Source organism: Prevotella communis (assembly GCF_022024175.1).
GTDB classification, from domain to species: Bacteria; Bacteroidota; Bacteroidia; order Bacteroidales; family Bacteroidaceae; genus Prevotella; species Prevotella communis.
Genome location: NZ_CP091794.1, coordinates 307,203 through 333,223, shown reverse-complemented (window position 1 = coordinate 333,223; position 26,021 = coordinate 307,203). Strand labels below are relative to the sequence as shown.

Annotated in this window: 22 protein-coding genes and 1 tRNA gene; 9 read left to right on the top strand and 14 right to left on the bottom strand. The window is 48.1% G+C overall.

Annotation, left to right across the window (positions count from 1 at the left end; genetic code table 11):
* The first annotated feature begins 13 nt into the window (after nucleotides 1-13).
* Entirely contained in the window at nucleotides 14-1,486 is a 1,473-nt protein-coding gene (locus tag L6466_RS01260; protein WP_237802305.1) for a DUF5723 family protein, read from the top strand.
* 143 nt (nucleotides 1,487-1,629) lie between these two features.
* A tRNA-Arg gene (locus tag L6466_RS01255) sits at nucleotides 1,630-1,704 on the top strand.
* Between the two features lie 63 nt (nucleotides 1,705-1,767).
* Here L6466_RS01255 and nrdG read toward each other — a convergent pair.
* The 8 genes from nrdG to L6466_RS01215 all read right to left on the bottom strand — a co-directional run bounded on the left by nrdG (nucleotide 1,768) and on the right by L6466_RS01215 (nucleotide 11,743).
* Nucleotides 1,768-2,244: an anaerobic ribonucleoside-triphosphate reductase activating protein gene (gene nrdG, locus L6466_RS01250; RefSeq protein ID WP_237793602.1), complete on the bottom strand. Its 477-nt coding sequence runs from the start codon at nucleotides 2,242-2,244 to the stop codon at nucleotides 1,768-1,770.
* 22 nt (nucleotides 2,245-2,266) lie between these two features.
* The gene (nrdD, locus tag L6466_RS01245) at nucleotides 2,267-4,366 is read right to left on the bottom strand and encodes an anaerobic ribonucleoside-triphosphate reductase (RefSeq protein WP_237793603.1); all 2,100 of its coding nucleotides are present in this window, start codon (nucleotides 4,364-4,366) and stop codon (nucleotides 2,267-2,269) included.
* A 215-nt stretch (nucleotides 4,367-4,581) separates the two neighbouring features.
* Nucleotides 4,582-5,385: a gluconate 5-dehydrogenase gene (locus L6466_RS01240; protein ID WP_237802306.1), complete on the bottom strand. Its 804-nt coding sequence runs from the start codon at nucleotides 5,383-5,385 to the stop codon at nucleotides 4,582-4,584.
* Between the two features lie 169 nt (nucleotides 5,386-5,554).
* On the bottom strand, nucleotides 5,555-6,019 hold the full coding sequence (locus tag L6466_RS01235) for a GxxExxY protein (protein ID WP_237802307.1): 465 nt from the start codon (nucleotides 6,017-6,019) through the stop codon (nucleotides 5,555-5,557).
* 83 nt (nucleotides 6,020-6,102) lie between these two features.
* On the bottom strand, nucleotides 6,103-6,945 hold the full coding sequence (gene kduI, locus L6466_RS01230) for a 5-dehydro-4-deoxy-D-glucuronate isomerase (RefSeq protein ID WP_237793604.1): 843 nt from the start codon (nucleotides 6,943-6,945) through the stop codon (nucleotides 6,103-6,105).
* 73 nt (nucleotides 6,946-7,018) lie between these two features.
* Complete coding sequence (locus tag L6466_RS01225) at nucleotides 7,019-7,528, bottom strand: peptidase associated/transthyretin-like domain-containing protein (RefSeq protein WP_091854765.1); 510 nt, start codon at nucleotides 7,526-7,528, stop codon at nucleotides 7,019-7,021.
* A 307-nt stretch (nucleotides 7,529-7,835) separates the two neighbouring features.
* Nucleotides 7,836-8,507, bottom strand: a complete 672-nt coding sequence (locus L6466_RS01220; RefSeq protein ID WP_237802308.1) for a hypothetical protein — start codon at nucleotides 8,505-8,507, stop codon at nucleotides 7,836-7,838.
* A 104-nt stretch (nucleotides 8,508-8,611) separates the two neighbouring features.
* A complete protein-coding gene (locus tag L6466_RS01215; RefSeq protein ID WP_237802309.1) occupies nucleotides 8,612-11,743 on the bottom strand; it encodes a metallopeptidase TldD-related protein in 3,132 nt (1,043 codons plus the stop codon).
* Between the two features lie 400 nt (nucleotides 11,744-12,143).
* On the opposite strand from L6466_RS01215, the gene L6466_RS01210 reads away from it, so the two are divergent.
* The 7 genes from L6466_RS01210 to L6466_RS01180 all read left to right on the top strand — a co-directional run bounded on the left by L6466_RS01210 (nucleotide 12,144) and on the right by L6466_RS01180 (nucleotide 20,442).
* Nucleotides 12,144-12,491 (top strand): helix-turn-helix domain-containing protein, encoded by a 348-nt coding sequence (locus tag L6466_RS01210; protein ID WP_237802310.1) that lies wholly within the window; start codon nucleotides 12,144-12,146, stop codon nucleotides 12,489-12,491.
* A gap of 699 nt (nucleotides 12,492-13,190) precedes the next feature.
* Nucleotides 13,191-13,610, top strand: coding sequence for a hypothetical protein (locus L6466_RS01205; RefSeq protein ID WP_237802311.1), 420 nt, complete (start codon nucleotides 13,191-13,193; stop codon nucleotides 13,608-13,610).
* A complete protein-coding gene (tnpB, locus tag L6466_RS01200; protein ID WP_237802312.1) occupies nucleotides 13,598-13,981 on the top strand; it encodes an IS66 family insertion sequence element accessory protein TnpB in 384 nt (127 codons plus the stop codon). The genes L6466_RS01205 and tnpB overlap by 13 nt, the downstream gene beginning before the upstream one ends.
* A 63-nt stretch (nucleotides 13,982-14,044) precedes the next feature.
* A complete protein-coding gene (gene tnpC / locus L6466_RS01195) occupies nucleotides 14,045-15,592 on the top strand; it encodes an IS66 family transposase (protein WP_237802313.1) in 1,548 nt (515 codons plus the stop codon).
* A 655-nt stretch (nucleotides 15,593-16,247) separates the two neighbouring features.
* A complete protein-coding gene (locus tag L6466_RS01190) occupies nucleotides 16,248-18,953 on the top strand; it encodes an outer membrane beta-barrel protein (protein WP_237802314.1) in 2,706 nt (901 codons plus the stop codon).
* Nucleotides 18,954-19,042: 89 nt separating this feature from the next.
* Complete coding sequence (locus L6466_RS01185) at nucleotides 19,043-19,354, top strand: helix-turn-helix domain-containing protein (protein ID WP_237802315.1); 312 nt, start codon at nucleotides 19,043-19,045, stop codon at nucleotides 19,352-19,354.
* Nucleotides 19,354-20,442 (top strand): type II toxin-antitoxin system HipA family toxin, encoded by a 1,089-nt coding sequence (locus tag L6466_RS01180; RefSeq protein ID WP_237803570.1) that lies wholly within the window; start codon nucleotides 19,354-19,356, stop codon nucleotides 20,440-20,442. The genes L6466_RS01185 and L6466_RS01180 overlap by 1 nt, the downstream gene beginning before the upstream one ends.
* A gap of 15 nt (nucleotides 20,443-20,457) precedes the next feature.
* Here the strand turns inward: L6466_RS01180 and L6466_RS01175 are convergent, their stop codons facing one another.
* The 6 genes from L6466_RS01175 to bamJ (L6466_RS01150) all read right to left on the bottom strand — a co-directional run bounded on the left by L6466_RS01175 (nucleotide 20,458) and on the right by bamJ (L6466_RS01150) (nucleotide 25,985).
* Nucleotides 20,458-21,210: a DUF4468 domain-containing protein gene (locus L6466_RS01175; protein WP_237802316.1), complete on the bottom strand. Its 753-nt coding sequence runs from the start codon at nucleotides 21,208-21,210 to the stop codon at nucleotides 20,458-20,460.
* Nucleotides 21,211-21,242: 32 nt separating this feature from the next.
* Nucleotides 21,243-23,006: a membrane dipeptidase gene (locus L6466_RS01170; protein WP_237802317.1), complete on the bottom strand. Its 1,764-nt coding sequence runs from the start codon at nucleotides 23,004-23,006 to the stop codon at nucleotides 21,243-21,245.
* Complete coding sequence (locus L6466_RS01165) at nucleotides 23,007-23,480, bottom strand: Lrp/AsnC family transcriptional regulator (protein WP_091813618.1); 474 nt, start codon at nucleotides 23,478-23,480, stop codon at nucleotides 23,007-23,009. It abuts the gene before it with no gap.
* 83 nt (nucleotides 23,481-23,563) lie between these two features.
* Nucleotides 23,564-24,460, bottom strand: coding sequence for a BamJ family beta-barrel-assembly machinery protein (gene bamJ, locus L6466_RS01160; protein WP_237802318.1), 897 nt, complete (start codon nucleotides 24,458-24,460; stop codon nucleotides 23,564-23,566).
* A gap of 7 nt (nucleotides 24,461-24,467) precedes the next feature.
* Nucleotides 24,468-25,337, bottom strand: a complete 870-nt coding sequence (gene bamJ / locus L6466_RS01155) for a BamJ family beta-barrel-assembly machinery protein (RefSeq protein WP_091813612.1) — start codon at nucleotides 25,335-25,337, stop codon at nucleotides 24,468-24,470.
* A gap of 42 nt (nucleotides 25,338-25,379) precedes the next feature.
* A complete protein-coding gene (bamJ, locus tag L6466_RS01150; RefSeq protein WP_091813609.1) occupies nucleotides 25,380-25,985 on the bottom strand; it encodes a BamJ family beta-barrel-assembly machinery protein in 606 nt (201 codons plus the stop codon).
* Nucleotides 25,986-26,021: the final 36 nt, after the last annotated feature.

The following is a 26,021-nucleotide window of genomic DNA, read 5'->3' as shown; positions in this document are numbered from 1 at the left end:
TATTATATAGGATATGAAAACATCATTCAAAAGATATATCATGGCCGCAGTACTGACTGCAACGGCTGGCACTATGATGGCGCAAGACTTGACTTCGGCCTACTTCACAGACGACTTCAAGTATCGTCACGATATGAACCCTGCCTATGGCAATGACCAGGGCTATGTAGCTATCCCTGTCCTGGGTAACTTCAACTTCAAGTTGCAAGGCTCTTTTGGCGTAGGCGACGTGCTCTTCAAGAACCCCGACTACGGCAAGAAGCCCGGTGCCAAGAAGACCACCACATTCCTGCATCCTGACATCTCCTACGATGAAGCCATGAAGGGATTCGACAAGGACGGTAACAACCTGATTTTCGACATGGACATCCCCATTGTATCAGTAGGCTTCAAGGGTATGGGCGGTTACAATACCGTTGAACTCAAGGAGCGCAACCACTTCGCTATGTCAATGCCCTACTCTTTCTTCGATTTCGCCAAGAGCATGAGCAATAAGGACTACTACTTCGACGATATGGGTGCCCGCGCCTGGGGTTATGCCGAATTAGGATTAGGCCACTCTCGTCAGATCTTCGACAACCTTCGCGTTGGTGCCAAGGTAAAGATCCTGCTTGGTGCAGCCTATGCCGACCTGTCTATGGAAGGCATGCATGCCCAGCTCAACGACAACAACCAGTGGATTCTTGAAGGTAAGGCCAAGGGCGAGATCAATATGAAAGGCGGTAAGTTCAAGACCAAGCACAAGGAGTACAAGTCCGTTCCAGGCAAGTACTATGATGAAGTAACAGGTCTTGATACCGACGGTGCCGGCGTCGGCGGATGGGGTCTCGGTTTTGACCTTGGTGGTATCTACGAGTTCAAGGATTGTTCTGTTGACTGGCTCGACGGTCTGAAGGTGAGCCTTGCGCTGACCGACCTTGGCTTCATCAGCTGGAGCAACACCATGGTGGCAGAGTCATCTGGCAACCCATTCGTATTCGAAGGTTTCCAAATGAAGTATAAGGATGGTAAGTTTGATAATGGTGGCGATGATATCAGCGACGACCTGGCCGACTTTGCCAACTTGGAAGAAAAGCCCGACAAGGGTGGCAAGACCACTGGCCTGGCATCTACCGTACGCGTAGGTCTGGAATACCCCATGCCTTTCTACGACAAGCTGAGTGCTGGTGCCCTGTACACCCACCACTTCGATGGTATCTATAACTGGAATGACTGGCGCCTCAGTGCCAACGTAGCTCCTCTGAACTGGCTCAATGGTGGTATCAACTTAGGCATGACCTCTTTCTGCACCACCATGGGTTGGGTACTCAACGTGCATCCTTCTGGCTTCAACTTCTTCCTTGGTATGGACCATATCATCGGCAAGACCGGTGCCAACATGGTTCCCCTCAACAGCAATGTCAGCTTCAATATGGGTATGAACATTGCCTTTGGCAGCAAGAAAAAGAAGGACAGCAAGGGTAATCTCAACACACTGACCTTCTAAGGTAAAAGGTAATAGTGAAGAGTGAAAAATTTGCTGCCGCACATACAATTTTGTTAATAAATGTATAGCGGTAGCAAATTTTTCACTCTTCACTTTTCACTCTTCACTAAAAAGTAGTACCTTTGCCGCGCAAAAACCAATGGGCCCTGATAGTTAAATGGATATAACAAGGCTCTCCTAAAGCTTAGTTCCGAGTTCGATTCTCGGTCGGGGTACCAAGAAAAAAGATGCACAGGATTCTCTCTTGTGCATCTTTTTTTATGTCTTGTATAACCACCTTCCTATAGCGCCACCTTGCGCCAAAAGCGGTGGGTGATATCCTCAAAATCTCCGCTCTCCGTCTTCCGATAGAGACGCTGATTGGTGGTAGGACTCTTCAGCGGTCCTAGGTGACGGATATAAGGACCTATCTTGATATAGTCGAAATCGGTCTTCCTCACCTCGGGCGCCACACGCAGGCGACCACTATACCACGCCACCTTATATTCAGAATACGTCTCGTGAATATACTGCGCCAAGCGGTTGACTCCCTTCGGATCCGCATCACCTCCCATGAAGGCGAAGCAGGTGATATCCGTACCGAAGCGCTCAACAAAATCATCGAGCGCCTCGGTAGTAAGGGGAATACCTATATCGTCCCAAAGATAATGGCTGTGACAGCCCGGACACCGACAGGGACAGTTGCTGATATTGATAGCCAGCGTCACCTCGTCGGGTATCTCCTGAAAAACAACTCCAGTATTTACGTACTTCAGCATTTTTAATGATAAGCATTAAATATTACTCCGCATGTGCGTAGAAACGACGTGAAGCCTCTTCCTGGCGAGCCTGTGAGAAATTGCTCACACGCTTCAGATAGCCAATGATACGCGTCATGTAGTCCACGTTCTTAGAGTGACACTTCGGACACTCGTGCAGGTAGCGCTTGTCGATATATCCACACTCGTTACATACGGTGTTGGGGATATTGAATGTGAAGTAGTTACATCCCTCCTTAGCAGCCACCTTCAGCAGCTTCAGATACTGCTCCTTCGACAGGTGCTCATCCAGGTTCATATGCAGGGCAGAACCACCTGTGAGGTGCTCGATATAAGGAGCACCGTGCAACTTGAACTTATCGATAACGCTCAGTGAGTCGTCCTCTACCACGTAGAAGTAAGAGTTGTAGCAGTCGCGTGGCACGAAATAACCATCCTCACGGTCCCACTTAGCATGCTTCACACCTACGTTTTCTGCAGGAATCATCTCACAGTTGAACATCAGTTCCTTGGTGCGATACTGCTTGTTATACTTCTCAATCAGCCCCAGGATACCCTGAACAAACTTCTGATACTCATCGTTTGGCGTAATCTTCAGACCCATGAACTCGGCAGCCTCTACCAGGCCGTTGATACCGATGGTGAGATACTGGCGATTGATGTTGATATAACCGGCATCAAACAGAGGCAGCATGCCGTGGCTCTGCAACTCCTTCAGGTTCTCGTTGTAGGCCGTCTGCACCTTGTGGCAGAGGTCGATAACGCCACCCAGGAACTCCAGATAGTCAATCTTATTGTTTACCGCATACTGGATACAACGGTTCAGGTTGATGGTCAGCACAGACTTAGAACCCGTAGAAACGCCACCGGCACCCAGTGTGTAGCTGAAGCCATTGTCCGTAATCTCATTGCGCAGACGACAGCAAGAGCTCAGAGAGTCAGCATTGTCACTCATATAGGTGAAGAACGAGTGACCCTCGCTATACATTTCGGCAGTAAACTCGCCCCACTCCTTATCGCGGCACTCACCATTCTCGTCAACCAGCAGCGCCATGGTCTCTACAGGGAAGGTCAACAAGGTCTTCGTGCGCTCCTTGTTGAACCACTTCATGAAGCGTTTCTGCAGCCAAGACAGACCGTCCCAGTCGGGCTGAGAGCCATCGGGGAAGTAGAACTCACCGAAGATGCTCTGGAAATAATACTTATCATAGTAAGCCACGTTCCAGAACACAGCCTGATAGTTGCGTGCACCTGTGGGCTGGTTCAGCGAATATACAATCTGCTCAAAGTAGTCCGTAATCACCTTGTCGAGCGTACGACGCTTCAGTGAGAGGTCAACCACCTCGTCGGCACGTTTCCAGTAGTCCAGACCAAACTCCTTGCCAATGAAGTAGTTCATGTACATCAAGAACTCAGGCGTGGCACAGGCGCCACTCAACATAGAGCTGACCATAAACACCATGTTCACGAAGCCACCGCAGTAAGACTTCAGGTTCGTAGGAGCCGTAGAGTTACCGCCGATAGCCAGTGTGCCACCGATAAGCCAGGGGTACATCGTAATAGAGGCACAGTAGTTAGCCAGCGATGTCTCGTCGTTCTTATATATAAAGTGGTGTGTCAGCTTGTCGATATACTCATCAGCCAACTGCTTGCCATACATTTTCTTGATGCGGTCAACCAGCAGACGACGGTTCAGACGGATGAAGTTTGACTTAGGCAGTTCACCAATCAAAGTTGCAATATTTTTGTGCTCCACGTTTGCATTGGCGTCATACTTTGAACCAGTTGCTGCATTCTTCGACTCCTCCATATATTCAGAGAGGAACATCATCTTCTCCAGCGTCTCACGATCCTCCGTATGCTCCTGACGGTACAGGATAAAAGACTTTGCCACCTTGAAGTAACCCTCACGCATCAGCGCCTCCTCGACCTGGTTCTGGATATCCTCCACCTTGATATCATCATGAATATCTAAGTGACTGATAATCTTAGAAATAGCACCCAAATCAGCAGGTTCTTCAACACTCTCGAACGCCTTCGTAATAGCGTTCATAATCTTGTCAAGAGAGAAGCGATCCTTAGAGCCATCTCGCTTCGTGATGGTAAAGTTCTTGATTTCCATTATTATATTATTTAATCATTATTTTTTAGGTTCTTGGTCTTCAGCAAGTTATCCGTTTTGGACAACTTTTTGATTTTTCGATTCCAAAAAGTTTCCCGAAATTGGTAACCGAAATCGTTTGCAAAGATACAAAAAAAGAATAATATAACAATGGATTTTAACGTAAAAAAATCCGAATTTTTTCAATCCGGATTTTCTTTACGTTGCATTTTCCTTTATTTAGGCTGTTTTCCGATGTAGGCCAGAATACCACCATCCACATAGAGCACATGACCGTTCACTGCATCTGATGCATGAGAGGCCAGGAAGACTGCAGGTCCACCCAACTCTGAAGGATCGAGCCAACGGCCTGCAGGAGTCTTAGCGCAGATGAATGAATCAAACGGATGACGACTGCCGTCGGGCTGACGCTCGCGCAGAGGTGCTGTCTGAGGTGTTGCGATGTAACCCGGGCCAATGCCGTTACACTGGATGTTGTACTCACCATACTCTGAGCAGATATTACGGGTCAGCATCTTCAAGCCACCCTTAGCAGCAGCGTAGGCGCTCACAGTTTCACGACCCAGTTCACTCATCATAGAGCAGATATTGATAATCTTACCCTCGCGACGCTCCATCATCTCAGGAATCACAGCACTTGCACAGATATAAGGAGCAACCAGGTCCACATCGATAACCTGCTGGAACTCCTCGCGCTTCATCTCGTGCATAGGAATACGCTTGATGATACCGGCATTGTTCACCAGAATATCAATCTGACCTACCTCAGCGTGAATCTTCTCAACGAGAGCCTTCACAGCTTTCTCGTCGGTCACGTCACACACATAACCCTTCACGTTCTCGATGCCAGCCTCCTTGTAGTTGTCCAAACCACGCTGCAGGGCAGCCTCGTTGATGTCGTTGAAGATAATGGTCTTAGCACCAGCAGCCACGAAAGCCTTTGCGATGTTGAAACCGATACCGTAAGATGCGCCAGTAATCCACGCATTCTTACCCTCTAATGAAAACAAATTTGCCATTTTACTTGAATTATTTTATGTTAAACAATTAATATCTCTTTTTATTTTGTCTGCGACGCTACATAAATGCCCATTAATGAACACGAATGTTTCATAAATATCATTCTATTATGTCTGTGACACTACATGAATGACCTTTAATGTACATGAATTATTCACAAATATTTTTTTATTCATCGTAGTCATCTTCGTCCCAATCAACGCTTTCACTCAAAATATCCATATTTCGGTCAAGAAGCACACATTCGTTGGTTTCTTCTATATACCCATATCGTTCTCCCTGCAACTTGGAAGCTCCAAAATTTATAAGGATTCCAATTGGATGCTTTGTTAAACGCATATAATTAAACAACTGTGCCCTATGCGCAGGCATGATTGTCTTTACAGACTTTAGTTCCACGATTACATCGTCAACCACTACATCCATCTTATAAGTCTTTTCCAATTTATGACTCTTATAAAAGCATGACAGCAACTTCTCTGACTCGCACTTTATACCTCGATCAGCAAGCTCCAAACATAATGATTCGTTGTAAACAGCCTCAAGAAGTCCCCAATGTAAAGTTGAATGGACCTCCATTGCTGAGCCTATAATGGCATAAACGATATCCTTATATCCCTTAAAATTCCGCATGGAAAGAATTCTTATAATAAATATTTATGAAACATTCGTGTTCATTTATGGATATTCACGTAGCGCCGCAGGCAAGAAAAACCTTATTTCAGATCCTTTATGTCAAAAAAGTCCTGATCGCCATAATCCAGGTTCTCGCCTCCCATGCCCCATATAAAGGTATAGTTATGCGTGGCAGCAGCAGAGTGGATGCTCCATTCAGGCGAGAGCACCGCCTGCTGGTTATGCATCCAGATATGGCGCGTCTCCTGCGGTTCACCCATAAAGTGGCAGACGGCCTGGTCCTCGGGCAACTCGAAATAGAAGTAAGCCTCCATCCTACGACTGTGCACATGTGCCGGCATCGTGTTCCACACGCTACCAGTAGCCAATTCCGTCATACCCATCTGCAACTGACAGGTGGGCAGCACCTGGTTCACCAGCATCTTGTTGATGTTACGCTCGTTGCTCGTCTCCAGGGCACCCATATGAGCCACCACAGCATCCGCCTTCGTCACCTTCTTACAGGGATATGCGGCATGCGCTGTTGTGGAGTTGAAGTAAAAGAGGGCAGGCTTCTGCGCATCTTTCGACGCAAAAGTCACCTCACGGTCACCTCGTCCTATATAGAGAGCCTCCTTATAGCCCAGTTCGAAGCTCTCGTCACCAACTTTCACGACACCCGTTCCACCTATATTATATATACCCACCTCACGACGGGTGGTGAAGAACGGTGCCTTCAACGGGTCGATAGCCTCCAGGGGCAACACCTCGTTCACAGGCATAGCACCCCCCACCACCATACGGTCGTACATAGAATACACCATGTTCACCTCGTCCCCAACAAACAGGTGTTCTATGAGGAAATCGCGGCGCAGACGTGCAGTGTCATAATGGCGGGCATCCTCAGGATGAGCAGCATAACGTATTTCGTAGTTAGTTTTCATTTGCCGTTTTGATTAGTTTGTGTGCAAAGTTACAAAAAAGCGAGTGAAATGCAAAAGGAAAAGCCATTTTTCTTCAATACTCTTCCAGTATTTCCTTCAGCCGTTTCTTCCGCTGCGCCTTCTTATAACCTGGGCGCCATTTCTTAGGAATCAGGGCCGAGATAACCTTGCCGAGGTCGAAACTGGCAGCTTTACTGGGATCCGCCCCTACCAACTGCGCCTCTGTCTTATCCAACTGAAAACCCTTGTTCAGTTCCCTGTAGTCAGGCAGTTTACCTTTTCCAAGCACCAGCACCTCCTGCAGGTTCAGCAGTTTCGACAGCATATAGATGGTGTCGCCCTCCTCCTTATTCAGGTTCAGGATAAGACTCTCGTAGTTCACATGCGAGATAGTGATGGTCTTACTGTCCTTAGCCACATAGACCACACCCATCGAGTCTGTAGTCTGCACACCCTGCCTGCTCACCACATTGGCCCCAGCCACAGGCACCAGCAGGTCCATATCAACCACCACCAGCCGTCGTTGAGCCAGTGAGTCGATGCAGCAGAGCACCAGAAGCAAACAAAGATAGAGTCGAGCCATCACTTCGGTTTGTTGGTTATCGCCTGCAAAAATACCAATTATTTCGCCAACACGAATCGTCCTTACCCTTAGAAAAACTTACAGATATAAAAATTAAATCAAGATTAAGTCTTTTTTGCGTAAGCCACAAGAGCTCGCACATATCCTCATTCTCATATTATCCAGATCATATTATGCAAATCGCAAAATTCATAACTTTAAGATTCCGTGATCTCACATTATATCAGTTCGGGTATAATTTTATTAGAGTCATTAAATATTATACCCGAACTGATATATTATCAAATCCATATCGCTAATCTACAACTCAATGAGTTTGGGGTAAATACAAGTCGTACATTTCACGGTCTGCAAAGTTTGAGGGCAAGAGCGTGAAAAGATGTTTATGCTGATTATGTATTTGTGTCATAAGGTCAGACTCCACAAAAGGACACTTACCAATAACAGCATCGCGAATCTGATTCAATAATCTCATCAACTGCGAAGCCTCGTTGCCCCCATTAGCACTCCCATTTGCGCGCGTCTTTGAAGAATGATATATCTGGGAATAGGATAAGAAATAAGTCGTGGTGCCATCAGTCATTCTACTGGTTTCATAAGCATCAGAAGTCAAAGATCCCAAGTCTATCAGATTACAAAGATCAATAACAAAACGTTTACTTACAGACAATGTCTTTTGAGTAATCTTTGGCTTTTTCTCCAACTTCTTATCACGCAAATACGAATAGATCATCTTGTCTAGCGTCACGATAGTCAGAGTTGAATCACCGATAAGAAGACAAGACTCTGGCTCAGACGAAGGGCACGTAATACAAGCATAACGATACTGATGCTCCTTCATAAAATACTGATGCATGCTTTCCCAATAAGCAGATCCTTCCATCATTTGGGTATAGAACTGCAACTGTTTAAAACCTGTCTGTGCAAATACCACTGAAACAGTAATACACATAAACAAAGATAATAATAATCGTTTCATAATAATACTATTTTTAATCACTACTGTCCAACAGGAATCTATCGGTTTTAGGTTTAAATTACATAACATTGGTTAAACTAATCGGATGCAAGTATTAGCCTCTATCAATGTCTCAACTCCAGGAACCGTTCACACAAAGCAGATGTTCTCTGGTCTTCAAACGAAAGGTCAGCCATCGGCAGCAGGATGGCTTGAGGATGAATGACGGAAGTCTCCGGCTCTGCAGTCATCCCATTCGATGCCATCACGTCGCCCATCAGTTCCAGCATGGATGGTTGGTCGTTGCACCGCTGCTGCATCAGTTCTTCTTTTCCAGTCTTTGTATCGACACGCACCAGGACAGCCCTGCCTTTCAAGATATAGGCGTAAGGCAGTCCTTGCTGACGGGCTATGGCGCAAAGTTTCTTCAGCAACTTGCTGCGGGACATGGTCTTTTTGCAATCAATGCGCATCACACCACTTTCAAACATGGTTGGCCATGATGGTACCTGCACCTCCCTCAGCGCCTCATTACCCGTAGAAGTCCTGGCTCCTGGAGAAGGAATACGTCCCGATAACTGTCTGAGCAAGATACCGTCACGCACCAATTCTACTGTCTGTGGACGAACCCCATCTGCATCATAATGTCTGTAGCGCAATAGTCGGCGCCCATCAAACACAGAATCTTCGCTCAACTGAGTCAGGGAAATTTGATTGCTGACCACCTTCTTGCCTATCTTCTGACAGGTATTATCATATTCTCTCTTGTTCGGATTAAAGTGGGTGTGGATATATGTTGAGAGCGTCTTATCGTAAGTATTCTCATGAAGGAACACATTTGCGGCAGAGTTTTCGTACAGCACGGGTCCCATATATTCCTGGTCATCACAACGTGGTGCCCTGCATTGAGCGATATTTAATTCTGCCATTCTCCTCACGAAAGCAATAAGCGAATCTGTCGGAGGCAGATCGACCACATCATAAATAGAGGCATAGCCATCAATCACATTCAGTTTTGTGCCGTTTGCCATCGGTAAATCAGCATACAGGAGAAGCTTGATCTGCTTGGATGGCGTTCTCATCTTCAGTCCCTCAGATGTGGTGCGGTAGCAGTCGGCATACTTTTGCTCAATTTCTACACGTGATGAAGTAAACTCTGGATATGTACCCAGGACTTCCGACAACTTATCCGCCAGCGCCTTCAACTGTTCTGCATCTTCCTGCCATCCGTCCAGCGCAGAGGGCTCGATGACGGTTCTGCCTGGCAATTCCAGCCACTCTGGCAGACTGTCTGCCCTGACTTCGTTCTGATTCTTTGTCAACCAGTCTGTAGCGTGACGGAATTGTGCAGCCGTACGCTGACTTAACTCACTTCGCAGATGATAATAGCCAATGTCGTCTGGCAGGAGGAATGGCCGGCCCAATGTATTACCGCTACGAGAGGTCTGCATTCTGTTGCCAGCAATAACCTGGACAAGTCCGGAGTTCCTCACGCCTTCTGGTTCATATTTCAGACAACTACCCAACGACGAGACAATCTTGGTCGTTGCCTGGCGACGTACGTAATAATCCAGGAACATCGGGTGCTGGCCGTTGATTTCTAATGCCATTCCCTTACCCATCTCATCCTTCATCGCCTTAAAAATGACGGAGTCGGCATCCTGCGATCCATTCTCAGCCCAAGTTTGGAAGTCTGGACGGGAAGACGTATCCGTCTCTCCCTCGCCATGATCAATGACCTGGGTTTCAATCTGCGATACATAAATCATCGGTGAACGGCTTGACACAGGAATCCATCCAGACCCGGAGCCGCATCGGCCGTTGAACACTTCCACATCTCCACCTGCTGCCCTGATGTTGCTGAAGGCGGATAACGGTGTACCGATAAGCGACACGCCACGTACCAGTTCGTCGGCCCTTCCGTCAGCATAGACTTTGTAGGTCTCCATGGGGAAAACATTGAAAGAAGAAGCTACCTTCGCACTACCCCTGAGTGTTGTCCATCCATTGCTGACAGACTTGATATAATAGCCATAGTCCTTGTTCTGTCGCTTCAAATCGGTGATAAGCATCTGGCGCAGTTCAGTTTCCGTATAGGGATGAGAAGTCTCCACCATCAGGTTTGACTGTCTTGGGGCGGCTTCACTTCCAAACGCAGAACGGCCGTGGCCATTGGTGGCAGCCTGCTGTGACAGGCATGTCAGCATGTTCGCCATCTTTCCATCAATCACACATTCCACCTTCTTCCCCATCGAACCCTCGTCATCATACTGATAATAGCCGGTCAGCGGGGTTCCACCGGAATATTGTTGCTGAGGGTTGCAGGTGATGCTGAAATCCGAAGGTAACACCTGATGCCCCTTCATGGACGCAAACTCAGAGTCCTTACGTTCCAGCCGGTGTCCAAACACCTCGTGGAAAAAGACTGCGCTGGCATTTCCCGACAGAATCACAGGACCGCTATAGGCCTCTGCCATCGGTGCCTTGCTCAGTGCAATAGTCCGCTGGGCCAAAACCTCCATATCTCGGGCAAGTGTTTCCTGACTAGGCAGCTCTGAAGTCTTGTAGGCGAAATATTCCTTGTCTAATGCACATTCCACACCCCTGAAGTCCTTGACCGACACACGAATAGCCAAGACGAACGACTGTCTGTTGCTCACCACGGCCGTACCCTCTGAATCGATAACATATCGTCGTTGGTTCAGGCTTTCGATATGTGCCAGGCAACGGGCCTCAGGCATTTTGCGTGCTTGTGCCGCTGTGATTTCATTCAGAAGATGCTTCCAATATTCCTTATCGAAAGACACATCGGCAAGCGGTTCTTCATAATATACGTTCGCCGATTTCCTTGCAGCGAGTGGCGTTTGCGCGGATTTCTTTTTCGTCTTTTGCCATACAGCCATTTGCCCACGATACATCCGGCTCAAGGCATTCCATATCACCGACTTGATAGCTACCGTGTCGTTTTCATAAGGCAGATCAGCCATCTGCATCTGACTGTCCATCCATTCATCTTCCTTATAAGCATAACGATTCAGGCCCTTTCCGTCATTCAGCGTGCCAAACGAAATCTGCGGGCAGAACTTGCGGCCATTCGTTTCATGCACCGAAGCGTGTCCCATGTCGCTGTCGATACTGACGGTTTGCTCATCCAGTGCGCCAAACGACATGAACTGTACGGGCACAGAGTCCTGACTCAGATGCTTATAGTAATAGGTTATCTCATTTCTGAGCAAGTCATACAAGGGATCACTCATCCTAGCTTGTGCAGAAACTATCTGACTACAAGTCCAAAACAACACAAAGATCAGAGAGACTGGTCTTTGATTTCCTATCATAAGGTTTAGCCTGATCATTATATAATTCGGTTTAGGTTTCCTGATGCAAAGTTACTAATTCGTTGCATGCTGCAAAGATAGGTAAAATCTTTTTATCATGCAAATAATACTGAGACTTTTCTTTGGAATCAGCGGGACTTCACTTAATAATCTATGTACAGCGACTTTGAGACCGGAACTCAATGAGTTTGAGGTAACAATTCAATGATATGGTTTCTATCAGCTACAGTTAAAGTCTATTAAATAATCACCAAGTAACAGCTCTAAATTAAACTTTTATACGTATATTTGCACCGTAAAGGTTTAAAACAAAACTATTATGGACGATATTTACATGCTTACAGATGTGGCTCTTCTCACAAAGATTGGAGAAAAACTGAAGTCTATTAGACTAAGACAAGACATCACACAGAAAAGTTTATCTATAGCTGCAAATGTATCCCTTTCTACTATTAAGAAAATTGAGAAAGGCGAGATTCGTTCATTTGACTCGTTAGTAAGACTATTACGCACACTGGGGAAGCTGGACGTTTTACAACCCCTCGTTGAAGAAGACCAGTTAAGTCCAAGCGAATACTATCAATTAGTTCAATCAACGAAAGCCCATCAAAGGAAACGTGCTACAGGGCAAATTAACATCAATAACAAGGAGGAATCAGAATGGTAGATGTAGCTATTGCCAACATGTTTGGCTTACCTGTAGGAACTAATGAGTTTGGGATCGCAACTCAATGAGTTTGAGGTAGTAACTCTATGGTTTACGGTTGCTAAACCATAGGTTTACGAGTCCTTAGTCTATGACTTACGATGCCTTAACCTATGGTTTCTGACTGGACATGAGATTTCGTGCAAAAAAGGCAAATAAGTTTTCTTGACAAATCACTTTGGCTCCATTTCCTTGCTGATAGGACTATATTGCACAAAAATGACCCTAAAAAATTCACTTAACTCATTTCATGATTTGAGTTAACTCATTTCATGATTTGAGCTAATTCAAATCATCAAATGAATCAGCTCAAAAATATTATTGATTTAGCAAGAAATCCCGACGTAATTTAAGTCGTAAAAAGAAATTACATTCTCCATTTCAGAGCATCTTGACGAGCAACTCGTCGTTTCTCTATCAGCAAAACGACGTTTCTCGACAAGAAAAACGTTTTACCATCAACCCTCACTCCAAACGCAGGAAACGCCCTGCAACAAAGGCTTTGAGGCCAGTGTAGGGTGCTCTCAACCCTACACTCACCCTCACCATATCCTACACTGACCCTACACTCAGAATGTAAGCGTATCCGCTTTGACGTCTTGACTCGTATCCCAAAAGTCGGTACCTTTGCATATTCTTAATTTAAATAGACTATGCAATATGGAATTACAGACAGCCGATGCCCGTCATGAGAAGACCTGGCATCAATTTCTTTCAGAATTAGAGAAGCAGCCTCGCTTGCGCCTTGCTGCATATCTTCGTTCTGTCCACGTAAAGCAACGATGTTTCGAGAAGTGGCTTTACGGTCGTGGCTACAGTGTGCACGATGCGAAGAGCCGCGTTCTCCAGTTTCGTAATGAGTCAGACACGTTGGATTCATCTATGTCGTCAGCACCATCGATTCTTCCAGTCCGTCTGGCATCTGAACCAGATGTTCCCATCCGTCCTTGTGACCTTCTTACGGGTATCAGCCTGACACTTCCTGACGGGACGGTGATCAATATTCGTCGCGGCAGTGCCGAGGCAGTCGTTTCATTCCTTAAACTTTATTCCGGGGAGGGCGTGCCATGTTCGGATTAGAGGAAAGCAGACAGTATTATGTGTGCCAGCGCTATGTGCGGATGAATATGGGAATCAACGGACTCTCAAAACTGGTAATTCAGGAACTGAAGCGTCCGCTGCTCAATGGTGATGTATTCATCTTCTTTGGCAAGAACCGTCAGATGGTGAAACTCCTTTGCTGGGACGGCGACGGTTTCCTTCTCTACCAGAAGCGGCTGGAGAGAGGCACCTTCGAGCTTCCCCGTTTCAGGCCTGGTCAGAAGGCCGTAGAGATGCCCTACAGGACACTTTCCGCCATCATGCGGGGTGTGAGCCTCAAGAGTGTCAGATATCGCAAGAGACTGAGAATTGAAAATTCTTGTGTTTTGCAATCGTCTGATTATCAGTAAATTAATTTAAAAATAGTTTGGTTTTTCTTTGGTGCTCTCGTCTTTTTTTTGTACCTTTGTGGTATGAAAAAGGACGAGATTATCAGTATGCTCCAGCAGCAGATTGCCTTTCTCCAACAGCAGCTTGGAGATGCCAACCGTAAGGTGGATGAGCTTCTCAGGAAGGTGTCATCGCTGGAGGACCTGCTCGTCCAGAAGAATGCCGAGGAACAGAAACAGCACAACATCATCAAGGGACTGACGAAGATACAGCAGAACAGGTCGGAGAAGCAGACTCCGTCAGTCGCTGCTTCCAATGAGCCTGCTCCAAACTCCAACGATGTGCAGGCAGATCCAGAGCCGAAGCCGAGGGAGAAGACCAACTACGGTGCCAGGCGTAAGGAACACTACGAGGTAGAAATAGAGGAAGAAGACGTCTATCCCACCGATGCCCGTTTCGACGAGATGAAGGCACGCCTGATCGATACCCGTGACGTGGTACGCTATATCCTCGTACCCATGCGCTTCATCAAGAAAATATATCACGTACATGTATATACCCAGGACGGAAGCATCATGGAGGGCAGGGCTCCCCTTGCTCCTCTGCAGGGCTCCAACTACGACGGCTCCTTCATTGCAGGCATCGCCCAGCTGCGCTACATCTACTCCATGCCCGTGGAGCGTATCGTGAAGTATTTTGCTGAGAACGGCTTCGATATGGACAAGGGGACGGCCCACGGACTGCTGCGCAAGACAGAGGCCATTTTTGAAAACCTGTACAAGGCGATGGGGCAGGCAGTCAAGGAGGACGACTATCTGGCAGGCGACGAGACCTATCACCGCGTGCTTGTCAAGGTGCCTGGCGGAAAGGGCTCGAAGAAAGGATATATCTGGGTAGTGACAGCGATACATACAGGCCTGGTCTATTACTTTTATCATGACGGATCAAGAGGACAGGACGTCATCCTTAACTATATAGGCGACTATGGAGGGACCTTCCAGTCAGACGGTTTTGCTCCCTACAGGAAGATGGCGGCACAGCTTACGAGACTGTCCTGCCTGCAGCATGTGAAGAGGAAATTCCTCGATTGCGGCGACGATGACGAAGAGGCACAGGCTATAGTCAGGCTCATCAATGAGCTCTATCAGATGGAGCATCAGCACAAGATCGGAACAGACGGATGGACAACGGAGAAGAATCTCCGCTGGAGGAGGAAGTATGCCCCAGGGATACTGAAGAAGATACGCAGGAAGCTCGACCAGATGGCTGCTGATCCGGAGATGCTGCCCAAGTCGGACAGGCATAATGCCGTGAACTATATGATCAACGAATGGGAAGCCATCGAGAATATCTTCACCAGAGGCGACTACAATCTGGACAACAATCTTGTAGAAAGACTCAACAGATACATATCCCTATCAAGAAGGAACTCACTCTTCTTTGGATCCCATAAGGGAGCGGAGCGTGCAGCCATATATTACTCGCTGGCATGCTCGTGCAGGCTCCTGGGGATTAATTTCTTTGAATACATCTCTGACATTATCAACAGGGCTGCTGCGATACCTCCTAAGAAACCTGTAGACATACAGAAATACAGGGAGCTACTGCCTGACAGATGGAAGGCACTATAGCCTGCAAGGCGTCAAAGCGGATACGCTTACCTCAGAATCTTTTGCCAAAGAACCTTTAGTCTGCCTGCGGCGCTACATAAATAATCATAAATGGACAAAAATTATTTCATGAATCAATATTTATGAGTCATTTATGGATTTTCATGGTCATTCGTGTAGCGTCGCAGACAAAAGAAAAGTACATGAAATTCATGTATAACTGTCCGTACGCAGGGGACGTACTCAGAGTACGTGGGCGACGTAATCGGAGTACCTCAACGACGTATTTTTTCATGAGGTGTAAGTGAGGGGGCAGTGTAGGGTGAGTGTAGGATTAGTGTAGGATGAAGAGCATCCTCAACACCCATCAACCCCTTTATACATCGGCATTTCAGACGGTTCATGGTGAGGGTGACAGAAAAAAACAAAAATAGGAAACCAATGATTAAAAACGCCTTAACGACCCTCCTGCTTGCCCTCATTGCCCTGACGGCCTGCATGGAAAGGACATAGAAAAGAAACTGACTGAAGTGTTCAGCAACAAGAAATAATAAAAAACGCACTCAAATTCTTGCCGGTATCGACAAAATTTAATATATTTGCAGCAGAAAACGAGCTAAATACAAAGCCCTACTCGAGTACTTCAAGATAAAACATTAAACAACCATATTCAATCATGAAGGAAACCATCCTTAACCCTCTTCTCATTCTCGTTGCGCTACTTTTCGGCAATACAACTGCATACGCGGACGTCGTCAAAGGTCGTGTAGTGGACGCGGAGACCAAGGAACCGCTGCCCGAGGCGCAGTTGAAGTTTGATCATATCGATGAAGGCTGGACATGGGCCTATTTTAAGACAGACTCGCTTGGCTGCTTCTCTATAAACGCAGAAGGCCGCAACAAAGTGACTGCTGCGATGTTAGGCTATTATTCCAAGACGAAAACATTCCTTGCCTTTAGTGACAGCAGGAAAGATACGCTCGACCTGGGCGACATCGAACTGACCATGTCGCCACAGATGCTGAAAATGGTAGAGGTGAAGGGGCGCGCCCGTCGCTTCACGGTCAAAGGCGACACCATCGTCTTCCATCCAGAGGCATTCCACCTGCAGGAAGGTGCACGCCTTGACGAGCTCATCCGCCAGTTGCCAGGCGTACAGGTTGACGAAAACGGCAAACTGTCATGGAACGGCAAACCCATCCGCATCACGATGGGTGGCCAGAGGCTCTTGGGGGACGATGACATCGTGGGACAGTTGCCTGCCGAAGCTGTGCAGGATATCAAAGCCTACAACAAGCAATCCACATTCAGCGAGCGCACAGGCAAGGACGACGGCACAGAGGATATGGTGCTCGACCTCACCATTAAGCCCGGCTTTCTGGACCGCTGGTATGGCGACGTCACAGCCAGCGCGCAAAGCCCTCAGCACTATGAAGGCATGCTGGTGATGAACCGCCTGTCGAAGACCGACCCCGTCTTGGTCTTTGCCAATGCCAACAACACAGGAGTAGGACATGAGCGCAACATGCGCGACTGGATGATCTTTAATGGCGGCAGAGGCTACGGCATCGAACAAGGCCTTTCCACGGGCTATCAGCACAACTGGCCCAAGAAGATGGGAAACCACAATCTGGAGAACTCTTACGACGTCACTGCAGGATTGATTCACCATGATGATTGGAAAACCAACAATCAGATTACAGAGAACTATTTCCCCAATACTGCTGCCACCCGTTCCACTTCCAAGAACTATCAGCGCAACCATAGACTGGCGCCAAGAATCCAAGCAGGAGCGGATTGGAGCCCAGACACACTTAACACCTTCTATATAAGAGGCGGTGTGAATTATTCCAAGACACGCTCACACAGCCGTCAGGCCGTCGAGGAAGAGGAGATGCAGGCAGGCACCTCCACCTATGCGCCAACGCTGTCGCAACTCACCTCCCAGCACGACGAAGGACACCAAACCAACCTTTGGTCTCGCGGAGGATGGGAACATTTTGTCAAGGATGGGTCGCTGGGCATCAACTACTACATCAGATACAGAGAGAATAAGACTGAGAGCTGGACCACGCGCACCATCACCTCAAATACTGCATCTATCAGCTCCTCGCAACTAAACCAGTTCTACACCTCACCCTCAAAAACGTTCCAAACCTTCGGCGAACTCTTCTTCAATCGCTGGCTCACCCAGAAATGGCGGATGAAAGCAACCTACAAACTGTCGTATGAACGCAACCGTAGGGACTGCGATTTCCTGACTGACGGTCTGGTTGACGAAGCCAACAGCTATAAGGACCGACACACCACACTGCTTCACGAATTTAACATCAGTCAGACCATCAACCTCAAAGCCCTCCAGCTGATGCCCAACGTATCAGCCCAATGGCAGCGTGAGAATCAGGACTACCAGCGAGGACAACTCGACACGGCTGCCGTACGTCATAGTTTCCAGATAGACCCATCATTGCGTGCCAACTGGAAAATCACCAAGACCATCGGCCTCAATGTGAACTATAGCTTCAAGACCAAGATGCCCACCCTACTCAACACGCTGGCCTATCGCGACCTTACCAATCCTCTCTACATCGTCGAAGGCAACCCCTATCTGAAAGACACCCACACCCATGATGCTTCTTTGTCATACAATATGGTGTTGTCAAAGAGTCAGACCTCATTCAACCTCACCATGAGCTATCGCTCTTCTGACCGCGAGCATATCAGCGCCCTGAGCTATGACCCCACGACTGCCGTCTATGTCAGCCGCACAGAGAATGTGAAGGGCAGTCAGACATGGTCGTTCCGTCTGAACCTCGATCAGGCGTTGGGCGATTACTTCCGTCTGCAAAACAACCTGGAAATCAGCACTGAGCAACGCTATGGCTATCTGACCTTGCTGCCCACACAAACGGAGCGTACGCTCAACCAGCAAAGCAGCTTCCATCCAAAAGAAAAGATTACCCTGTCGTTCGACCGCAACTGGCTGAAGACCTCCGTCTTTGCCGAGATTGATGCCAACCGCCAGCGTTATGATGCCTCACCCGAGCAGAACACCACGCTGTGGAACAACAGATTTGGTATCAAAGGCGAGGTCACCGTTGGCAACTTTGTTTTCAACACCGATCTTACAGAAAGCACCCGCCGAGGCTACAACGTGCAGTCTATGAACAAGGACCTCCTGTTGTGGAATGGTTCGGTATCTTGGAAGATTCTCAAGAATAAAGCCAAACTGGGCTTGGAGTTTGAGGACATTCTTAACAACGAGGACAGCTTCCGTGCCGACCAGACCGCCTACCAGAAAACTACCTCGTGGAGCGACTTCCGCCACCACTACATCGGGCTCAGCTTCAGCTATCACCTCGATGCGAAGAAAAAGGACTAAATATTTGGTAGTTTGGATTATTATTCGTAACTTTGTACACCATATTTGATGTATAAAACGAAAATTTAGCGAATTACGCATAATATACGATGCATAAGAAATACGTATTTGATCCTTATCCGCTGCAAACAACGATGCAGCGGTTGGCAGAGAACCTGAAGACAAGACGCTTGGAGAAGAAACTCTCCACAAAGAGTCTTGCGGAGATGAGCGGTGTGCCTGCTTCATCCATTCAGCGCTTTGAATTGAAGCACTCCATTTCTTTAGAATCGTATGTAAAATTAGCGAAAGCCTTAGGCTATTCTGAGGAAATCATGCAGTTGTTGGCAGAACCGAAATACGACACAATGGAGGAACTGCTGGAGATTAACAAGAACCGTACTAGAAAGCGTGGCGTATGATAAAGAATGTACAAGCAGTCAGCGTGATGTATCATGGGCGAAAAGTGGGAACACTGTCTATGGGCAACAGGTCGAATTGTCAATTTGAGTATGACAATGACTGGCTTTCGGACGGTTTTTCAATTTCTCCTTTACAATTACCCTTGAAAGCTGGTTTGTTTACTGCCGATTACCAGCCGTTCAATGGTAACTTCGGAGTGTTCGAAGACAGTCTGCCTGGTGGCTATGGCGAATACCTTCTACGAAAAGTGCTCAAGAAGTCTGGCGTTGACCCACAAGGATTAACACCCGTACAATGGCTGAGCATAGTTGGCAATTCCGGAATGGGAGCTCTGTGTTATCTGCCTGAAACGAAACTACAACAAGAGGATAGCCAACGCTCTTTTGATGAGATGCAGCAGATAGCACTAGATGTACTGTCAGAGCGGACGGAAGAGAATGCCGACATGCTCTATTTTAAGAGCGGGAACTCTGGTGGTGTACGTCCAAAGGCCATCTTCTCCGATGCTGACGGACATTGGCTGGTAAAATTCCGCCACACCTACGACCCCAAGTACATCGGCCAATTAGAATACGATTATAATAAGGTTGCTCGCCAATGCGGCATAGACGTACCAGAGTTCAAACTGATAGAAGGCAAATACTTTGCCGTTCGCCGCTTTGACATTGAGAACGACGTCCGCCTACATGTTGCCACAGCCAGCGCCTTACTGAATGAACCCATCACTCCCCCAAAGATGGAATACCATAATCTGTTGCAGTTGACAGGCTATCTGACACAATCGCCCAAGGCCGTAGAACAACAGTTCCGACGGATGGCATTCAATGTCTTTGCCCACAACATGGATGACCATGCACGCAACTTCAGTTTCATCTGTCGTGACGGGAAGTGGTCGTTGGCTCCCGCTTACGACCTGACCAACGATGCCACTCTGGGGGAACACGCCTCAACCATCAACTTCAAAGGATTACCCTCAGACGAAGACATGATAACTGTAGGCATGAACATCCGCATGTCTCGTGAACGTTGCCAACAAATCATTGAAGAGGTCAGGGAAGGAACCCGCGAACTCAAGAAATACTTTTAATAAATACCGCCGGACTTACCAGTCTTCGTCCTCGTTGCCCACGATACCATTCTTGATGGCTTCCTCCACCTTATCCATGATAGCGTTGGAATAGGCGTGGGTCATCACGAGAGCCTTAGAGCAGGTACGCTTCTTATTATCTTTCTCCACAAAAGGATAATGCTTGGCAATCTCCCACTGCTCGTCGTAGAGACGGCGATCGGTATTGTCACCCTTCAGGCGCTTGCCATCACCATAGACATTCTGACGATCTGTACGGTTGGAACTGTTATCGAAAATACCACCAATCCAGCCAGCAGCCTCAGCCTTGAGGATGTCATAGTTTTGTACGGTATAAGTGACACGCACACGTCCTTCCTTGATATCAATCTTGATGACGGGCGTGATGCTCACCACATAACGGTTGAGGGTACCTGTATGATCAGCGATACCATCGATAGAAGAAGAGATGATGATGCAGCCTGCATCCTTGTCATTGAGCGTGATAGCCTGCTTGTCCTTAAAGGTAGCCGTAGCCCAGTAGTTCAGCGCCACATAAAGCTGCGCCTTCGTCTTACCAGGGGCCTCGATAACCTGCTGATAAGACAGCGACTCGTTCTTATCCAGCGTCAGTTCCTTGGCCAGGTTAGCAGCAGCATCGAGCCACTTATCACCATATTTCTCTTTAGCATATTTCTCCAAATCGGCCGCTTTCATCACTTGTGCCTGAGCACTCATAGCACCGCAAGCAAGGATGGCGGTCAGCATCCAGCTAAAAATCTTCTTCATATTCATCAGGTCTTTTAATTTTCAATTATCCATTATCCATTATTACCTTGCACCTGCTGCATGACACGCAGGAAGTTGCCGCCCCATATCTTCTGGATATCGGCATCACTATAACGACGAGCCAGCAGCTGGCGGGTGAAGTTGGTCAGCTCACTACTGTTTGCCAACCCACGGATACCACCATCGCCATCGAAATCGGTACCCAGCCCTACGTGGTCGATACCCATCACCTGGATAGCATGGTCCAAATGTTGCATAGCATCCAAGATGGTAGCCTCGCCCTCTTTCTTCAGAAACCCATGATAAAGCGTTATCTGGCACACGCCACCCTTGGCGGCAAGGGCACGCATCTGGTCGTCGGTCAGGTTGCGCGGATGGTCACACAGGGCACGAGCCGAACTATGACTGCATACGATAGGCGTCCTTGACAGTTCCAAGGCATCATAGAAACTCTTCTCGTGGGCATGACTCAGATCGACCATAATACCCAGTCGGTTCATCTCGCGGATAACCTCCTGCCCAAAGGCACTCACGCCACCATGGGTCTCAGAGCCACGGGCAGAGTCGCAGATGTCATTATCGCCATTATGACAAAGGGTGATATAGACGATGCCACGGTCCTTGAAATGCTGAATATTGTGGATGTCACCATCAAGTGCCAAACCGTTCTCGATACCCATCATGATACTCTTGCGTCCGGCATGCTTATTATCCCACAACTGCTGAGGCGTACGGGCAAGCGCCAGATAATCGGCATTCTGTGCCACGATTTGTTCAATCTTATCAAAGATATCGTCAGCAAAAGCACGTTTCTCGCCTTTAACGCCTTGCCACTGGTCACTCTGCTGAGGCAGGTAAGCCACCATAATCGTAGCATCCTGGCGTCCCTCGGTCATCTTATGCAAGTCAACGAGGATACGTGGGTCGCGAGCGGCGAAGTTCACATCCTGAGGGAAGAACATCGGCGTGTCGCAATGGGTGTCGAGCGTCAAGGTGTGATGATGCACACGCTTCACCTCCTTGAACTTCCGTGCCTCGTCCACCAGCCACTGGAAGACAGGCAGTCCGTCGGCACCCATACACTCCGGATGCCACTGCACACCCAGGATAGGTTTGAACTCAGTACTCTCAATAGCCTCTATCACCCCATCGGCAGCACGGCCGACAACACGGAAACGGGGTCCGGCATCGCTCACCGCCTGATGATGGAAGGAGTTGACATAGAGAGGGAAAAGTGAAGAGTGAAGAGTGAAAGACTTGCTACCGCTGTATATTTTATACAAGGTAGAATCTTTTTCAATGGAGACAGAATGCGTAGGTTCTGAGCGATCGGCATCCTGTGAATGTTTCACGGTAGTCAACTTGATATCCTGCTCCACCTTGCCACCCAAAGCCACAGCCAAGGTCTGGATGCCACGACAGATGCCAAGGATAGGCAACTGACGGTTATAGGCCATTCGGGCAATGAGCAGTTCGGGCAGGTCGCGCTCACTATTGATGCCTCCCAGGCCCGGCACAGGTTCCTCACCACAATAGAGGGGGTTGATATCGGCTCCGCCACTGAGCATCAGGGCATCAATACGGTCGAGCGTGTCGGCCAGCACTGTCTTGTCAGCCACAGGCGGAATAATCATAGGCACACCACCAGCAGCCACTATCTGTTTATAGTATCCCTCACCCAGTTTACAGGTCAGCTCACCATAGTTGCCTGTAATACCAATAACCGGCCGACGCTGCGCGACAGGGAATTCCTGATGAGCCTCGGCCAGTATAGCATTCAAATCAAAATGCCTCATTTACAATTCTATTTCTTCGAAATGAACAGGTATTTCACGTTTGATGCTCTGTTCGAGCGAGATCAGCGTCTCTGTAGCCACCACGCCGGGAATCTCCTGCAGCTGGCCATTGATGAGGTCCATCAACTGCTCATTGTCGCGCGCATAGAGTTTCACCATCATGGTATAAGGACCTGTGGTGAAATGGCACTCCACAACCTCAGGGACGAGTTCCAGACGCTTCACCACATCCTTGTACATAGAACCACGCTCCAGGGTGATACCTACATAGGTACAAGTGCGATAGCCCAAAGACTTGGGGTTAACGTCAAAGCCGCTGCCCGTGATAACATTATTATCAACAAGGCGCTGCACACGCTGATGAATAGCAGCACGCGACACACCGCAGTCAGCGGCAACATCCTTAAAAGGAATGCGTGCATTCTGTGACAAGATGCTCAGAATTTTCTTGTCTAGGTTATCAATTTTCTCCATTTAAAAAGTGTACTTTTGCAATCTGATAGCAAAAGTACACTTTTTTATTTAATCATGCAACTTTTTTCGGAAAAATTGATGATTTATTTATCAATACCTACCAATTCTACGTCAAAAATCAAGGTTGAATAGGGAGGAATCTGTCCTGCAGCACGCTCGCCGTAACCCAGTTCCTGAGGAATATAGAGCTGCCACTTAGAACCAACAGGCATCATGGTGAGCGCCTCTGTCCATCCCTTGATAACCTGGTCGGGACGGAAGGTAGCGGGTTCGGTTCCATGCTTAGAAGAAGCATCAAACACGGTGCCGTCGATCAGTCGGCCCTCATAGTGCACCTTCACCTTGTCGGTCTTCTGAGGCACGATGCCATCACCCTGCTTCAGCACCTTGTACTGCAAACCGCTGGGCAGACAAATCACACCTTCCTTCTTGGCATTCTCGGCCAGGAAAGCACGACCTTTCTCTGTCAGGGCAGCAATCTTGGCCTGACGGTTAGCCTCGGTCTTCTGACTAGACACGGTATGAGCCTTTGCGGTAGTCATCACCGTGGTATCACCCAGCAAAGCATCAGCAAAGCCACGGAAGAAGAGTTGCTCGTTGATGGAATCGGGAGCACCATCGGCCTCCTGCTTCAAACCAGAGAGCATACGTCCGCTCACCTGCTCGGCAATCGTCACACCAGCCATACGCGCCTTCTGACGGGGATCCTTCAGTGCCTTGACAGCCTCTTCGAAACCAGCCACGAAATCAGTCATGTAAGCGGTGTCAACACCCAGCTGAGACTGCAGATAGCCTACCAGGCCCTCGGTAACAGACATACCAACGGTATAGCTCAGCGAGTCACTGCTTGAGAGCAGCTTCACGGGAGCCTTCACCACCTCGGTCTTGTCGGCCTTCTTATCCTTCTTCTTTTTAGCATCCATGGTGCTAAAAGAAGCACTCACCACGAGGGCGAGTGCTATAGTCAGTATCTTCTTCATATCAGAATTACTTCACTTCAACAAGTTCTACCTTGAAAATCAGGGCAGAGAAAGGAGGAATCTGACCAGACTGGTTGGCACCGTAGCCCAACTCCTGAGGAATGTAGATCTCCCACTCTGAACCAGCAGGCATAGCCTTCAGAGCCTCCTGCCAACCCTTGATAACACGGCCAACCATGAACTCGGCGGGCTGGTCACCATGACGGTTAGAAGCGTCGAACACAGTACCGTCAACCAGACGCCCCTCGTAGTTAACCACTACGGTAGAGGTATCAGCAGGCATAGCACCGTTGCCTTCCTTAATCACCTTGTACTGAACACCGCAAGGCAGGGTCTTCACACCTTCCTTCTTGGCATTCTGAGCCAGGAACTTCTCACCGGCAGTCTTGTTGGCACCAAACTGCTTCTCCTGAGCCTTGGCCTTGATAGCCTCGAACAGAACATTGGCAACTGAGTCAGCCTCCTGAACAGTCATCTTGCCGTCGCCCTTTACACCATTGACGAAACCTGCAAGGATATTGCGGAGAGATACGGTCTGAGTAGAATCCTCACCGAAGAGCTGATAGTTCAGACCCTTCACCATGTTGTTGGAAATCTGCTGACCAATCTCGATACCAGCGAAATAAGCAGCCTTCTTAGGATCATCAGCGGCATTGGCACCGTCGTTAACACCCTGCAGGAACTCTGCGATGTAGGTGGTGTCTACGCCCTTGGCACGTGACAGATAATCCATGAGACCCTGACTCTGACTCATACCGACAGCATAGCTCAGGGTATCAACATCAGTTTTCAAACTTGCCTTAGGCGAGTTTCCGTTGCATGACATCATGCCAGCAACAGCAATGGCTGCAACAGCCATAGAAAAAATCTTTTTCATTTTTGTTTTAAATTTTTATTGTGTTATTTGTCGATATACCAATTACATCACCTCGATGAGCTCTACATCGAAAATCAAGGTAGCAAAGGGAGGAATCATAGCACCTGCGCCACCCTCGCCATAAGCCAGGCGGTAAGGGATGAAGAAGCGGTACTTGCCACCCTCAGACATCAGCTGCAGACCCTCGGTCCAGCCAGCGATAACCTGCTGCAGGCCGAACACGGCGGGCTCACCACGCTGTACACTGCTGTCGAACACGGTACCGTCGATGAGGAAACCCTCGTAGTGACACTTCACAGAATCCTTGGCGGTAGGCTTCTTACCGTTACCCTCCTTCAGCACCTGATACTGCAGGCCGCTGGCAGTCGTGATAACACCTTCCTTCTTGGCATTCTCAGCCAGATATTTCTCGCCCTCTTCCTTAGCAGCCTTGCCCTTCTCGGCACGCTCTGCATTCATAGCGGCTTCCTTCTTTGCAAAATATTCCTGCACAATCTGCTGGGCATCACGATGCGACACCTTCAGCTCAGCACCTGCGAGCACATCCTTGATTGACTGTGCGAAATCATCTACATTCAGATCTGTAGCACCCATCTGTGCCAGCTGCTGTCCGATGCCCAAACCCAGGGCATAACTTACTTTATCCATGCTTTTTTATTATATAATAATGTGTATTGTCAAAAA